This window comes from Hyphomonas sp. UBA4494 (assembly GCF_002388935.1).
Lineage (GTDB): Bacteria > Pseudomonadota > Alphaproteobacteria > Caulobacterales > Hyphomonadaceae > Hyphomonas.
The window spans coordinates 118,321-132,257 of record NZ_DGNK01000017.1 but is presented as its reverse complement, the minus strand read 5'-3'; the positions used below and the strand labels follow the sequence as shown (position 1 = coordinate 132,257).

Here is a 13,937-nt window from a genome sequence, read left to right as displayed (position 1 = left end):
ACCCAGAAGGCTTTCCAGCCATCAGGAGCGAACAAACGTGACCCGTGAAAGCGACATCGATATTGCGCGCAATGTAATTCGCATTGAACGCGAAGCCCTTGAGCAACTGGAAGCCGGTCTGGACACGGCCATCGAAAAGGCCGCTGACCTCATCATGGCCACGGATCGGCACATCATTGTGGCTGGCGTGGGCAAGTCGGGACATATCGGCCAGAAGATCGCGGCCAGTCTCGCATCGACAGGCACGCCCTCATTCTTCCTCCATCCGACCGAAGCCAGTCATGGTGACCTGGGAATGATCGTTCCAGGCTCAGTCGTGATCGCGATATCCTATTCGGGCGAGAGCCGCGAACTGGTCGATCTGATCCGCTATTGCCGCACCAATTCGGTACCCCTGATCGGCATGTCACGCGCGGCAGAGTCGACGCTTGGTCGGGGGTCGGATGTATTGCTGACGCTGCCAACCGTTGCGGAAGCCTGCCCCAACGGGCTCGCGCCAACATCCTCAACGACCATGGCGCTCGCACTTGGTGATGCGTTGACCATAGTCCTGATGGCGCGACGAGGCTTTTCACGGGAAGAGTTCGGGTTCCGTCATCCAGGGGGGAAACTTGGCCGCTCCCTCCAGACTGCCGGCGACTATGTGGCGGGTCGCACAGACGATATACCATCGGTCAGCGAAACCGCGGCTGTCGAAGACGTCATTCTGGCCATCTCGGAAGGCCGCAAGGGATGCGTAGCCGTACTGGATGCGACTGGCGTGATTGTGGGAATGGTCACCGACGGCGACTTGCGACGTGCCATGCTGGCAGGCAAGCTGACCGGAAATGCCGCCGCGATCATGACGCCATCGCCCCGCACGATTTCACTGGACGAGCGCATGTCCGCAGTCATCAAGAGATTGACCGAGCATCGCATCTCCAACGCATTCGTTGTGGAAGATGGACGCCCGGTCGGAATTGTCGACATGAAGGACCTTCTCGCCGAAGGCTATGTCTGATCAGTCTACTTGGTCAGTTCGAACCGGATATTCACTTGCGCGGAATAACCAATTTCACCGCCTGAAATCGGCGTGGATGCCATATCGGAAGACTCGCTCATCGCCATCATCCTGCCCATCGGCGCAGGCGAAGGTTCATACCCCCCACTTTCGGAGACGTTGACGATGCGCGACACCCGCATGCCGACAGCTTCAGCATAGAGCTCAGCGCGCGCAGTTGCGTCCGCAACGGCCTTGCGCCGCGCTTCGTCACGGGCATCACTGGCATCTTCTAGAGCGAAATTCAGGCCCGAGAACGTGTTACCGCCTGCGGCAACGAGGCTATCAAGCGTTTCACCCAAACCATCCAGATTGGTCACTTTGACGGTTAGCTGGTTTGATGCCGAATAGCCGCGCAGAACCTGTTTGCCGTTGCGACGCCCATTGGCATCGGTTTCCTCGACATAGTCGTAGACCGGATTGAGAGAAATATTCGACGTCTGCATGTCCTTGTCGGCGACGCCTGCGGACTTCAGCGCGTTCATCATGCTGGTCATCGCCTCAGCCTGCGCCGCCATTGCAGCAACTGCGGTCTTGGCTTCCTCGTTTACACCGGCCGTGATGTAGGCAATGTCCGGCGCGCGCTTCACATTGGCGGTGGCGGAAATATCCAACGTGGTTTCGGGCTGGATCGAATTGGGGTGGTAGGTCATCTGGCTCGTCCCGGTTGGAACCGATTGGGACGGCATCTGCGCACAGGCAGACAGGGTTCCTGCCAGGGCGATGGCGCTGGATGCGATGAACAGATTCCGGAAAGTGCGCATGTTGTCTCCTCGGTTTATTGATCGAGACCGATGGCTACCAGCGCATTGTGTCAAACTCGCGTCAGGCGGCTCCGACTTCGCGTTGCGGATACCCTTCCGGATTGCCGCTTTGCCAGGCCCATTGATCTCGGCACATGTCTTCCAACGTCAAACGAGTCTTCCAGCCAAGAAGTTCCATCGCATAGGAGGGATCAGCCCAATAGGCAGGTAAATCGCCAGCACGGCGTTCGGCGAAATTGAGCGGGATCTCCCGACCGCTTGCCTGTTCAAACGCTTTCACCACATCCAGGACCGAATAGCCGTTCCCAGACCCGAGATTGACTGTGAAACTGTCCGGACTTTCCAGCAGTTTCTCAAGCGCAACGATGTGCGCTTCGGCGAGGTCGACGACGTGGATATAGTCGCGCACACCCGTGCCGTCCGGCGTATCGTAATCATTGCCGAACACGTTGAGATGGGGGCGACGCCCCACCGCCACCTGGGCAACGAACGGCATCAGATTGTTCGGCACCCCGTTCGGATCCTCGCCGATCAGACCGGTTGGATGCGCACCAATCGGGTTGAAGTAGCGCAGGATGCCCGCATTGATACCTGCGCCCGATGCGACAAGGTCATTCAGCATCAGCTCAACCGCATATTTAGTCATGCCATAGGGATTGGTGGGCGCCAGCGGATGGTCTTCAGTATAGGGCAGCGAAACCGGTGTGCCGTAGACAGTAGCAGACGACGAAAACACGATATGTCCCACACCCGCCTGTTTCATGGCGTCGAGCAGGCTGAGTGAGCCCTGAACATTATTGCTGTAGTAATCGAGCGGGTTGACGGTCGATTCGCCAACGGCCTTCAGGCCGGCGAAGTGAATCACGGCCTCGCATTCGTGCTCGCGCAGAGCACATATCATGGCGTCGGTGTCGCGAATGTCCGCCTCGATGACCGGCACATCATTTGCGCCTGTAATCTGACAAATCCGATCGATGGCGGCCATGCTGGAATTGACGAAATTGTCTACAATTACTGGCGTATATCCCCGGTTCAGCAACTCGACACATGTGTGCGAGCCGATATATCCAGCCCCCCCCGGCACGAGAATCCGCTTTGAGTTGCCTTGCATGAATTTTGACATCCCTGACTTGTCCCCAACTCCATCGTGTAGGTCGTGTCCAATGATCATGCAAACGATCTGCCACATTTACGCACGTAATTCGCAAGAGCGTGGCAGACAGCACATTGCCTTGCCAAAGAAGCACGCTAAAACGGGCCGCTGGGGCCTGTAGCTCAGTTGGTTAGAGCGGACCGCTCATAACGGTTTGGTCGCGGGTTCAAATCCTGCCGGGCCCACCATTTTCCTGTGAGAGCGCCTTTGCGCACAACCTGCTTCGGCGGAGCAGATTGAAGCTGGAAATTCCCAAAGCGCCCGCGAATGCGGGATCAGCCCAGCATCGCCCGGACTTCTTCGTCAAAATACGCAATCGTCGGCTTCAAGCCTTCCTCCAGCGCAATCGTCGGTTCCCAGTCGAGCGTATCGCGCGCACGGGTAATGTCCGGCTGGCGCTGACGGGGGTCATCTTGCGGTAATGGTTTGTGCACCAGCTTGGATCGCGCACCGGTCATCTCGATGATTTTCTCGGCAAGTTGGCGGATCGTGAACTCGCCCGGATTGCCGAGATTGATCGGACCGGTCACGTCGTCGCTCGTATTCATCAGCCGGATCAGGCCTTCCACAAGGTCCGAAACATAGCAGAAGCTGCGGGTCTGTTCGCCATCGCCGTAAAGCGTGATGTCTTCACCCTTCAGCGCCTGAACGATGAAGTTGGACACCACACGCCCGTCATTCGGATGCATGCGCGGTCCATACGTGTTGAAGATACGCGCGACTTTGATCTGGACCTTGTGCTGTCGATAATAATCGAAGAACAGCGTCTCCGCACAGCGTTTGCCTTCGTCATAACAGGCACGCGGCCCCAGCGGGTTCACATTGCCCCAATAGTCTTCCGTCTGGGGGTGGATCTCCGGATCGCCATACACTTCGGACGTCGAGGCTTGAAGAATTCTGGCCCGCGTCCGTTTGGCCAGGCCCAGCATGTTGATCGCGCCATGCACGCTGGTCTTGGTCGTCTGAACCGGATCGAACTGGTAATGCACCGGACTCGCCGGGCAGGCCATATTGTAGATCTGGTCCACTTCGACAAAGAGCGGCACGGTCACGTCATGGCGCATCACTTCGAAACGGGGGTTGTCGAGCAGATGCGCGACGTTGGTGCGCCGACCGGTGAAGAAGTTGTCCACGCAGAGCACTTCAGCCCCGGTATGCAGCAGGCGCTCGCACAGGAAGGAGCCGATAAAGCCGGCACCGCCGGTGACGAGAATTCGGGGGACATAATGCATCCCCCAGCGATCCCTGCTTTTCCCTATGGGGTCAAGACTCTTAGACATTTCCGGGCCTTGTGGCAGACTGCTCATGGGAGGCCTGACAGATGAACCCTTTTGACCGCATCGTGGATTTCGCCGCGCAGCATCATGGAGATCGCGCCGCTGTTCTGGAGATGTCGCAGAATGCCCATCAGGCAAAATCCCTGAAGAAAATACCCGACGACCGGTATCTGGCCACGATGACGCGCTGCGTGTTCAATGCCGGCTTCAACTGGAAAGTCATTGATGCGAAATGGGACGGGTTTGAACTGGCCTTCGAGGGCTTCGATCCAAACAGGCTCGCCTTCTTTGGCGACGAGATGCTGGGGCAGCTCGTGTCGGACACGCGCATCGTGCGCAATGGCCAGAAGATCAAGGCGACGCTTGAGAATGCGAAATTCGTGGCGGACACCGCCAAAGCGCATGGCAGCTTCGGCGCGTTCCTCTCGGCCTGGCCCGCTGACGACCAGGCCGGACTTCTCGGCTACCTGAACGAAAAGGGCTCACGCCTTGGCGGAGCGACGGGGCAGTACTTCCTGCGCTTCTCGGGCTGGGATGCCTGGATCACGTCTGGGGATGTCTGCCGCGCCCTGGTACAGGAGGAGGTGCTGGATAAGCCAGAGGCCAAATCCAAATCCGCGATGAAGAAAGTGCAGGCAGCCTTCAATCACTGGCATGCCGAGAGCGGCCTGCCTTATGCCCAGATCAGCCGCATTCTGGCGCTCAGCGTCGGCTAAACCTGCGCCTTCTGGCGAAAATAGTCGAGCGATCCACGATGGATCAGCGCATCGCCTGGCACGGTTTCATGAGCCTCTATGTCGGGCTTGTTTTTCACCTCATCATAGACGCCGCCGAAATCCTGGTAGCAGGCGTCGAGCAAGGCATCGAAGCTGTCGATCACGAAATAGGTCTGCTGGAAGTCGTCGATGATGTATTTGGTGCGCATGATACGCTGCAGATCGAAGGCGACCCGGTTGGGGCTGTCATCCTCAAGCGCAAACACGGTCTCGTTGGGGCTTGAGAGAATACCGGCGCCAAAGATGCGCAGACCGCCGGCTTCGCGGATCAGGCCGAACTCGACCGTGTACCAGTAGAGCCGCGCAAGATTGTGCAACTGGCCGAGTTGCATGGCCCGCTGTCCGCCTTTGCCATAGGCTTCCATGAAATCAGCGAATACTGGGTCAGCCAGCATCGGCACATGACCGAAAATATCGTGAAAAATATCCGGCTCCTGGAGGTAGTCGAACTCCGCCTCGGGTCGGATAAAGGCCCCGGCCGGAAACCGGCGATTGGCGAGATGGTCAAAGAAAATCTCATCCGGCACCAATTCCGCCACAGGCACAACGCGCCATCCCGTGATCTTTTCCAGCTTGTCCGACAGTTCAGCCATGTTCGGAATACCCGACGCGGACAGTTCAAGCTCTGCCATTGCTTTCAGGGCCACTTCCGAGGCCCGGCCTTTTGCAATCTCTCGCTGACGCAGGAACAACCGATCCCAGCGGTCGTGCTCTGCCGCGCTGTAGGTATCCCACGCCTGATCGATCGTGAAATCAGCGGCGCGCGGAGCGTCATGGTAGCGATTCTTGGCAGGTGAAGTTGTCATGGTAGGACTGTACAGCAAATCAATATATAGTTCCATATGAAACTATATATCCCTCTCTTGAGCGGCTTTCAGCACTCGGGTCGACGGCGTTAAGGGAACATGCCAGTAAGGTTTCGGGAATGAAGTGGGGCGTACAATTGTAATCGGTATGACAGAATCAGTTTCCCCCGCAAGCGCCGCGCCCAAGCCCTTCAAGTCTTCAGCGATCAGCTTCTCTGTGATCATTGTGAACTATAATGGGGGCGCGTATTTGCAGGCCGCCGTCGATTCGCTGAAGACCCAGACGCTTCAGGACTTTGAGCTGATTGTCATCGACAATGCATCGACCGACGGATCGCCAGATACGTTGGATCTCTCTGGTATCGCACAAGCCAGGCTCATAAAGAATTCGGACAATGTCGGTTTTGCGGTGGCCAACAACCAGGCGGCAAATCTGGCGCGCGGGCAATGGCTCGTATTGCTCAATCCGGACGCCACAGCGTCCGCCAACTGGCTGGAGAAGCTTCAAGCCGCCTCCCGGCGCTATGCGGGCTGCCGTGTGTTCGCCTCGACCCAATACTGCCTCGACGACCCGGATATGCTGGACGGCGCGGGCGATGCGTATTTGATCTTCGGCATTCCTTGGCGGGGTGGCTTCGGCCATCCGGCTTCCAAGCTACCCGATACGGGCCTCTGCTTCAGTCCATGCGGCGCTGCGGCAATGTATGACCGGGAACTTTTCCTGCGTATCGGCGGCTTTGACGAACGCTTTTTCTGTTATTGCGAAGATGTCGACATCGGCTTCCGCCTGCAGCTTGAAGGGGAGCCGTGCGTCTTCCTCAAGGATGCGGTTGTGCACCATGCGGGCAGTGCCATTTCTGGTCGCCACAGCGCCTTTTCATCCTATCACGGAACACGCAACCGCATCTGGACCTATGCGAAGAATATGCCGACTCCTTTGCTGGTCCTAACTGCTCCGGTTCATCTCGTTCTGTCGGTGTATCTCATTTTCCGGAGTGCCATGATCGGATGTTTCAAACCCACACTACGTGGAACCTGGCACGGCGTGCGAGATCTACCGGCGATCCTGTCAAACCCACGCTGGCGTGTTCGGAAGAGAAAGCGTTCGATGATGGATCTTCTCCGCACGATGACGTGGAATCCACTCCGCATGAACCAGAGACTGCCTCATGTCCGGCCCCTGCCTTCTGACGCGGATCAACCCCTGATCGCCCGAGAAGCACACTAGGACAGGCGACAGACTCCGTCAGTCACCCTCAACCGAACCGCCTTGATGGACGAAATCATACAAAGCTTCTGCAATCCGCAAATCTTCCTCAGTCTTGATGACATGCCCTGCCATCTTGTTGACGGGAAACACGCCTCGTCGGCCCGCATATGTCGCGCAGCCGCCGGACTCTTTTGCGGCGAGGAATGTCGCAGAGCGCCACCCTGTGATTGACCAGGAAACCTTCCGAACAGGATCGAGATCCTGCGAGTTCGTCTTCTCGGAAAACGTGAAGTTCACAGGTTCATCATGGTACAGGCATTCCAGCTGATCATCGACCACGCTGAGCAGCACGTCGACATCGGTTTCAATCATTGCACTTACAAAGTCGCGCACCTCAGCGGTTGTCAGCAATGGCGCAATCGAGTGTACCTGGAACACGCGATCACAGGGATTGGCCTTCAGGAACTCTGTCACGAAGTCTTCACTCGTTGCGTTGTTGGATCCAAGCTCCTCCGGGCGCTGATGGAACTCAACACCCTCGGCTTGCGAAATTGGCCCGAAGTCCGGATGTTCGGAATTCACGATGACGCGGTCAAAGACACCCGCCTCGCGGCATTTCCGGATCGCGTGCACGATCAACGGAACGCCTTTCAACGGCGCCAGGTTCTTCTTTTGCAGACGCTGGCTGCCCATGCGGGCGGGGATCATCGCGATATTGGTCATGCGGCAACAAGCCTTTCGGTTTAGCGCAAATAGTCTGGAATATGGCTCAATGCAGGTTGGGCGTTTTCCAGCCCTTCAATCGCAGCCATGCCCATCATGAAAATGGCTTCTTCAGCGCTACCGCCAATATGGCCTGTAGCGATGAAGTTCGGCAGTCGCAGCAGGTCCATGTTCGTCGGGGGTTCAGGATCGAACACATCAAACGCAGCCGCTGCGATGTTCTCATTGTGCAACGCACGCTTCAGCGCTGCCTCGTCCACCAATCCGCCACGCGCCGTATTGATCAGTACCGCATCAGTCCGCATGCGAGCCAGGCGATCGGCATTGATAATCATCGACGTGGCAGGTGTGAACGGCACGTGCAGCGAAAGGACTTCACTGGTCTCGACCAGTTCATCCAGTGAAACGCTTTTCACGCCAGTTTCCTCACAGAATTCCGACAGGTCGCGAATATCATGCGCCTGGACTTCGCAGCCAAGCGCCAGCATGAGCCGCGCCACTTCCTTACCAACATGTCCGCACCCCAGCAGGCCCACTTTGCGGCCTTGCAACTGACGACCCTTGATCTGACGAAATTCACCACCCACGATTTCCATATGTGACCTCACCACATGGCGCAGGCTGGCGATACTGAGTGCAATCACAAGCTCCGCGACAGACCGGCGATTCACGCCGCCTGTCCAGCCAACGTGGACTCCGCGGGCTTCACACGCATGCAGGTCCACATTGTTCAGGCCTACGCCATATTTGCCGATGACTTTCAAATCAGGCAGCCGCGCAAGGATGTCATCGGTGATCTTCTCGAGCGCGACTACGACGTGGGACTTGCCCTGCAGAAAGGCGACGAGTTCATCACCCGCCAAGGTGCGCCCGGTGTCGTTCAAAGTGACGTCGCTGTAGCGGCGATTGAGTTCAGCGGCCAGCTTTTCATGCGCGGAAAAGGAACGCGATAGCACGGCGACGGAGGCAGTGTTGTTCATTGAAATTTTCTCCTGTCCCGAGATGCGTATCCCGCTTACGAACCGGCTGCGAAATGCAACTCGGCCTCCCCAAGACCGTCGACACTTGCCACAATTCTGGCAGGCCCATCAAGGCCCACACGCGGGGCCAGCGCCCCAAGCAGGATTACGTCGCCGCGCCGATGTTCCCATCCTCTCGCTGCCATGCGATTCACATGATCGGTGAGCAATTCAGACGGCAACGCAACCAGCTGCCTGACATCACCCTCCTCCTTCACGACACCGTCCACAATCAGCCGGCCCATGCGATCAAGATCATCGAGACTATCGGCGCCCTCTACGCCCTCTCCGGCAACCGCATAACCTGCTGCACCATTGTCCGCGACCAGCGCCAGGCCGCCATGAATTGCCAGCGCAGAGAAGCGGGTTTCGGGAACCTCGATCGCGGCAATGGTCCGCGCAACCGCATCCAGCACCTCAGCGCGCGTATATCCACCGGGCTTCAGCGGCAGGTCAGCCCCCAGGACGACCGCCAGTTCACATTCCGCGCCCGGCTGCCTGAAGTCGGTCATGGGCCGAGTGTCACCCGACGAGATCATGTTCGTCGAGGGGATCAGTCCCGAGAAAGGCCGTGCCAGCCCAAGACCGTCGCGCGACCCCTGATTGCTTGCGCCCAGCTTCCAATGGCCGCCTTTCAATCCCAACGCCCTCAGATAAGAGTCCTGCACGCCTTCGGCGGACTCGTAATCGGCGGGCAACTGGTCTGTTGGGAGGGAGCAGATGGCGCCCGTTCGGGCTGCTGAAACCAGTGCGTCGGAAAGATTTTCGAAGTGTTTCATGAAATCAGAATGCCTGAATGAGTCATGCCGTTTGCTCCTGCATTACGCCTTGTTCTAGGGGAGCAACTACCCTATCAAAAGCCCCTCAGGTCAGGGAACACCTCACGGCTTCGAATTCCGTACCGAATTGATACGCGAGTAGATAATCCAGCTATGTCCATCGTGATCAATTACGAACTCTTGCTGGCGAGCGCCAAGGCAAGCGGCGACTTCCTCCGCTCACGATTCGCAGATGCCGCAATAGACACCGCGCTGGCGCGAGATGTGAAACTTGCCGAAGATCGCCAATCAGAAGAAATGGTGGCCGCCGGACTGCTTTCCGATAGTCCGTGGGGCGTCATGTCTGAAGAGGGTGGATGGCTCCGAGAGCCAGCGAGCCCGGATGACCCCTATTGGGTAATCGATCCCTTGGATGGAAGCTACAATTTCATGCGCGGAATCCCCTTGTGCGCTGTTTCCATTGCGCTTTGTCATGGAATGACGCCGCTAGCGGGCGCGGTATATGATTTTGTCCGGGACGAACTTGTCCACACGAATGAGACAGCCGGGCTGTATCGCAACGGCGAACGCATTGACCGCGCGGCCCTTGGCGGCCCGTCGTCCCTCTCAACAGGTATCCCCGCCGCCACACGCTCCAATGCCGAAGCCACGGCAAAGAATGCCGAGGTACTGAACGCCTGGGGCAAGGTGCGGATGATTGGCTCGGCCGCCCTGTCCCTCTCATGGGTCGCTCAGGGGAAACTGGACGGATACAAAGAAACAGGAATCAGGTGGTGGGATGTCGCCGGCGGCCTCGCATTGGTGCGGGCCTCTGGCGGAAATTTCACCGTCGCAAACGACGATATATGGTCACCGCTGGAAGTCTCGGCCAATGGCCGTTAGCGACGCCCAGCGTAGAGTTTTAGGAGTGAAGAAATGTCAATGAATGTTGGAATTTGCGGATTCGGCAAAATGGGACAAATTCGTGCCGATGCGATCGAAACGCACGGCTTCGCCCAGATCAAATCCGTCTTCGACGTCAACATCCCCGATGACTGCAAATACCCGGTCGCCAATTCCATTGACGAGATCATCGAAGACCCGGACATCGACATTGTCTTTCTTTGCCTGCCCAACTATTTCAACAAGCCAAAAACGATCATGGCACTGAAGGCTGGCAAGCACGTCTTCTGCGAAAAGCCCCCCGCTTTCAGCGCTCAGGATGTGCGCGATATTCAGGAAGTCGAACGCGCCAGCGGCAAAGTACTGATGTACGGTTTCAATCACCGTCAGCACGGTGCAATCGACAAGATGAAGAGCATCGTGGACTCCCGCAAGTTCGGCTCCATTCTCTGGATGCGTAGCCGCTACGGAAAAAGTGTGGATGGTGACTATCTGAACACATGGCGGGCCAAGAAGGAACTGGCTGGCGGCGGCATTCTGCTGGATCAGGGCATCCACATGCTCGACCTCCTGCTCTACCTGACCGGCAAGCCGTTCGACGAAGTTCACGCCATGGTCTCCAACATGTACTGGAAAACCCCCGGCATCGAAGACAATGTCTTTGCGATCATGCGCAACACACAAACGGGCGTCACTGCGTCGGTCCACTCCACCATGACGCAATGGAGACACCTGTTCTCGCTCGAAGTCTTCATGGAGCGCGGCTATATGGTGCTGAACGGTTTGAAGACGTCGTCAGGGACCTATGGCGACGAGATCCTTACCATCGCTCAGAACCGCACAACGGCGCCAGCGGCAACATGGGAAGACGAAGAACGCCTGACCTTCCACATCGACCAGTCATGGGCACGGGAGATCGAGCTCTTCTTTGACAGCGTCCAGAACGGTGCCCCGGTTAAATTCGGGTCCTCTGATCAAGCCCTTGAAGTCATGTCCCTGATAGACATGATTTACGAACATGATCTGCATCAGGCACCAAACCTCGCCGACCAACTCAACATGACCGTCAAGGAACTGACCTAGCCCGGACGCTCCGGCTTCGGCGTCTTTTCTGCCGCTTTCAGCATCTGATGGAGGGTGTCGATCAGTACGGCGTGGATTTCGGCGGTTTCCACCAGTCTCTGAATCCACTCACCCATTGTGAGCGGTCCGTTGACGGGATCATAGGTTGCCTCGTTCGGCATCGAGGTCAGATGGCGTTTGTCTTTCCAGTGCCGGGCATAACCGTCCAGTGTGAGCGGGTCATGTGAACCGCCGATACGCGCCACAAACCGGCGCGCTGGCTCGTGATGGCGGGCAATTGTCGCTGCCGGGGGAACATGCCGGTCTGGCGTGCGCGCATCCCACTTGTCGATATCCACACGTCCGTCGATCGCCTGATCCAGCACATAACAGCTCAACAATGCGTTATCATCATATAGAGCCTCGGCGTTGATCGTGCCGGCGCCCTTGTCACCGCCGGTTGGCGACCCGGCAACGATGCCGCCGGCAAGAACATTCAACCGCGCAGAGGGATTTGATGTCCCTATCCCGACCTGGCCATCCGCATCGATGGTCATGCGCGCAGAGCCCGCCGTGTAGAACTGCGTGTTGTCGCCAGTGCGTGCGAACAGGATCGGACCATTGCCAGTTGAAGTGGTGGTGTCATCCTGCATCTGAAACACAATGGTCGGATCGGTTCCCTCGAGCTTGAAGGCAACATTCGCCAAGCCCGCATTGACATGGAAAGGTGTCGCTGGCGCATCCGTCCCGATACCGACGAAGCCGGTATCCTTGTCGACCGAAATTGCATCCCGCCACACGCTTCCATCATTGCTGACCTTTATGTGGAAATCGTCATCACCAGTCAGACCAATCTCCACGCGCCCTGATGCGCCCGACTGCATGAGAAGAGAAGCAGTCGCGGCCGGAGCACTCTTGTTGACGTTTAAGCGACAATCCCCGTTACCGGGTGTGACGTCATCATGCTGCAACAGGACAGAGTCAGATTTCACAGATAGGCGATTGGAAAGGTCGGCTATCGTGTTGATCCCGAATACCGGGCTCTCTTCCGATGGCGCGGCGTCCGCCATAACCACCCAGTCAGCGCCATTGAAAACGCGCATCATCGCTTCATCCAGAATGTAAGCCCGCATACCCGCCAGTGCCGGGAATACGGCCCATGCACCATCCTGGAATGTGGCGATTGTATTCACGGCATAGCCGGACCAGTTCTCGCCCGTCGCGCTGGCAGGAATGATGTAGGCCTCGCCGTCCAAAGGCGCCTCGGGCTGGATCGAAATTGCTTTCGATTGCACGCACAGCTGAACCATCTGGTCCAGCTTGCGGAACGCCTCGTTTACGGTGACATGTTTCTGGGCCTGATTGGGTATCAGGTATGGCAGACCAAGACGTGCAGACTCGTCCATGTGGAGCTCCTTTGATGCTTTTCAGACATCTATAGCTCCGTGCGGTTACGGTCGGATTGGCAGAGTTTAGTCCTCGGGTTGGGAGTTGGACCGCAGTTGTTCAACCAATCCTTTCCCGATCACGCGACTGTGCTGAATCTGGCACTCCTCCCGCAAATGCTCACGGGAATCAAAAAAGCATGTGTACGGATATTGTAAGTTGCCCTTGAACTCCAGGAAGCCTCCCTTTTCTGCCATCCCAAACCAAGCACGCATCTTGTCGAGCGCCTCCGGAGACAGCTCGCCCGATTCAACGGAAGGGCTGAGCAAACCATATACGGTAATGTCATTGGCGTTGGCCCACTCGATGAATTCCATCAAGCCGGCAGGAGGTTCGACCATCTCTGCAATCCTTCGCGTTTCCGCTGCAGAAGATCCGGCCGTTTCGACTTTCTCGCGGTATTTGGCAGCGACCTCCGCAGTGTGTCCGCGATAGTCCCCCTGCAAAGTCATACGTCCTTCCTTGTCGAATCCATGGCGTTTGCCACCGACATAGTTCTCAGTTTCCAGCAGGGCGGCGAACAAATAATCGAGGTCGAAATAGAATAGCGCGTCCAATGAACGCCTGACACCCAGCCCCTTCAAAAAGCTTTTCTCATGACGCACAATGTAGGGATATGAAATGCGAGCCCGCATATCCTCGGCATTCAGGAAGTAGAGCCGGTACTCCCACGGCAGCAGAACGATATCGCCAGGTTCTGCAACTTGCTTTACTTGCTGAAGAATTGTCTCGCGCCCCAATGCCAGCGCAATGGACAGATTCACACATGGTATTCCGGATTCCTCGGCAATCGTCTCGCAGCGGTCGCTGTAAAATCCGCTACTCCCGGCAGCGAGGACAATTTTCGGCTTGTCCAGCGCTTGGCCGTAAGCTCTCTTCTGTGAATACACGCGGTCGAAAATCCCGACCGACAATGGCTTGTCGATAACCACACCGAACAGGCCGAAATACAGCACAAGTCCCAGAAGGCTGGCGGCAATAACACTCAGGATAGGTTTCAT

Annotated in this window: 14 protein-coding genes and 1 tRNA gene; 6 read left to right on the top strand and 9 right to left on the bottom strand. The window is 57.2% G+C overall.

All coding sequences use genetic code 11. The annotated features are described in order from the left end of the window. Window positions 1–37: 37 nt before the first annotated feature. A complete protein-coding gene (locus tag B2P82_RS06775; protein WP_290495984.1) occupies window positions 38–1,000 on the top strand; it encodes a KpsF/GutQ family sugar-phosphate isomerase in 963 nt (320 codons plus the stop codon). Between the two features lie 5 nt (window positions 1,001–1,005). On the opposite strand, the gene B2P82_RS06770 is transcribed toward B2P82_RS06775, so the two are convergent. Together B2P82_RS06770 and galE are read right to left on the bottom strand one after the other, a co-directional pair. Further along, window positions 1,006–1,803: an SIMPL domain-containing protein gene (locus B2P82_RS06770; RefSeq protein WP_290495982.1), complete on the bottom strand. Its 798-nt coding sequence runs from the start codon at window positions 1,801–1,803 to the stop codon at window positions 1,006–1,008. Window positions 1,804–1,864: 61 nt separating this feature from the next. Continuing rightward, entirely contained in the window at window positions 1,865–2,926 is a 1,062-nt protein-coding gene (galE, locus tag B2P82_RS06765; protein WP_290495980.1) for a UDP-glucose 4-epimerase GalE, read from the bottom strand. 141 nt (window positions 2,927–3,067) lie between these two features. Here galE and B2P82_RS06760 point away from each other — a divergent pair. Beyond that, window positions 3,068–3,144, top strand: a tRNA-Ile gene (locus tag B2P82_RS06760). Window positions 3,145–3,231: 87 nt separating this feature from the next. Here B2P82_RS06760 and B2P82_RS06755 read toward each other — a convergent pair. After that, complete coding sequence (locus B2P82_RS06755) at window positions 3,232–4,188, bottom strand: UDP-glucuronic acid decarboxylase family protein (RefSeq protein ID WP_290495978.1); 957 nt, start codon at window positions 4,186–4,188, stop codon at window positions 3,232–3,234. A gap of 89 nt (window positions 4,189–4,277) precedes the next feature. On the opposite strand from B2P82_RS06755, the gene B2P82_RS06750 reads away from it, so the two are divergent. Beyond that, the gene (locus B2P82_RS06750; protein ID WP_290495975.1) at window positions 4,278–4,949 is read left to right on the top strand and encodes a DNA-3-methyladenine glycosylase I; all 672 of its coding nucleotides are present in this window, start codon (window positions 4,278–4,280) and stop codon (window positions 4,947–4,949) included. Here the strand turns inward: B2P82_RS06750 and phhA are convergent. Then, window positions 4,946–5,851, bottom strand: a complete 906-nt coding sequence (phhA, locus tag B2P82_RS06745) for a phenylalanine 4-monooxygenase (protein ID WP_290495973.1) — start codon at window positions 5,849–5,851, stop codon at window positions 4,946–4,948. The genes B2P82_RS06750 and phhA overlap by 4 nt on opposite strands. Before the next feature lie 112 nt (window positions 5,852–5,963). Between phhA and B2P82_RS06740 the strand changes: the two genes are divergently transcribed. After that, window positions 5,964–7,043, top strand: a complete 1,080-nt coding sequence (locus tag B2P82_RS06740) for a glycosyltransferase family 2 protein (protein WP_290495971.1) — start codon at window positions 5,964–5,966, stop codon at window positions 7,041–7,043. Between the two features lie 18 nt (window positions 7,044–7,061). On the opposite strand, the gene B2P82_RS06735 is transcribed toward B2P82_RS06740, so the two are convergent. The 3 genes from B2P82_RS06735 to B2P82_RS06725 are packed head-to-tail and all read right to left on the bottom strand — an operon-like array spanning window position 7,062 to window position 9,546. Continuing rightward, window positions 7,062–7,748 (bottom strand): acylneuraminate cytidylyltransferase family protein, encoded by a 687-nt coding sequence (locus B2P82_RS06735; protein ID WP_290495969.1) that lies wholly within the window; start codon window positions 7,746–7,748, stop codon window positions 7,062–7,064. Window positions 7,749–7,768: 20 nt separating this feature from the next. After that, window positions 7,769–8,728, bottom strand: coding sequence for a phosphoglycerate dehydrogenase (locus B2P82_RS06730; RefSeq protein WP_290495968.1), 960 nt, complete (start codon window positions 8,726–8,728; stop codon window positions 7,769–7,771). Window positions 8,729–8,763: 35 nt separating this feature from the next. After that, window positions 8,764–9,546 carry a 2-keto-4-pentenoate hydratase gene (locus tag B2P82_RS06725; protein ID WP_290482802.1) on the bottom strand — a complete coding sequence of 261 codons (783 nt, stop codon included), beginning with the start codon at window positions 9,544–9,546 and terminating at the stop codon, window positions 8,764–8,766. Window positions 9,547–9,699: 153 nt separating this feature from the next. On the opposite strand from B2P82_RS06725, the gene B2P82_RS06720 reads away from it, so the two are divergent. Together B2P82_RS06720 and B2P82_RS06715 are read left to right on the top strand one after the other, a co-directional pair. Further along, the gene (locus B2P82_RS06720) at window positions 9,700–10,428 is read left to right on the top strand and encodes an inositol monophosphatase family protein (RefSeq protein ID WP_290495966.1); all 729 of its coding nucleotides are present in this window, start codon (window positions 9,700–9,702) and stop codon (window positions 10,426–10,428) included. Window positions 10,429–10,461: 33 nt separating this feature from the next. Continuing rightward, on the top strand, window positions 10,462–11,511 hold the full coding sequence (locus tag B2P82_RS06715; RefSeq protein WP_198019709.1) for a Gfo/Idh/MocA family protein: 1,050 nt from the start codon (window positions 10,462–10,464) through the stop codon (window positions 11,509–11,511). Here the strand turns inward: B2P82_RS06715 and B2P82_RS06710 are convergent. Both B2P82_RS06710 and B2P82_RS06705 read right to left on the bottom strand, forming a co-directional pair. Next, entirely contained in the window at window positions 11,508–12,896 is a 1,389-nt protein-coding gene (locus tag B2P82_RS06710) for a DUF2793 domain-containing protein (protein WP_290495964.1), read from the bottom strand. The genes B2P82_RS06715 and B2P82_RS06710 overlap by 4 nt on opposite strands. Before the next feature lie 66 nt (window positions 12,897–12,962). Next, a complete protein-coding gene (locus B2P82_RS06705; protein WP_290495962.1) occupies window positions 12,963–13,937 on the bottom strand; it encodes a hypothetical protein in 975 nt (324 codons plus the stop codon).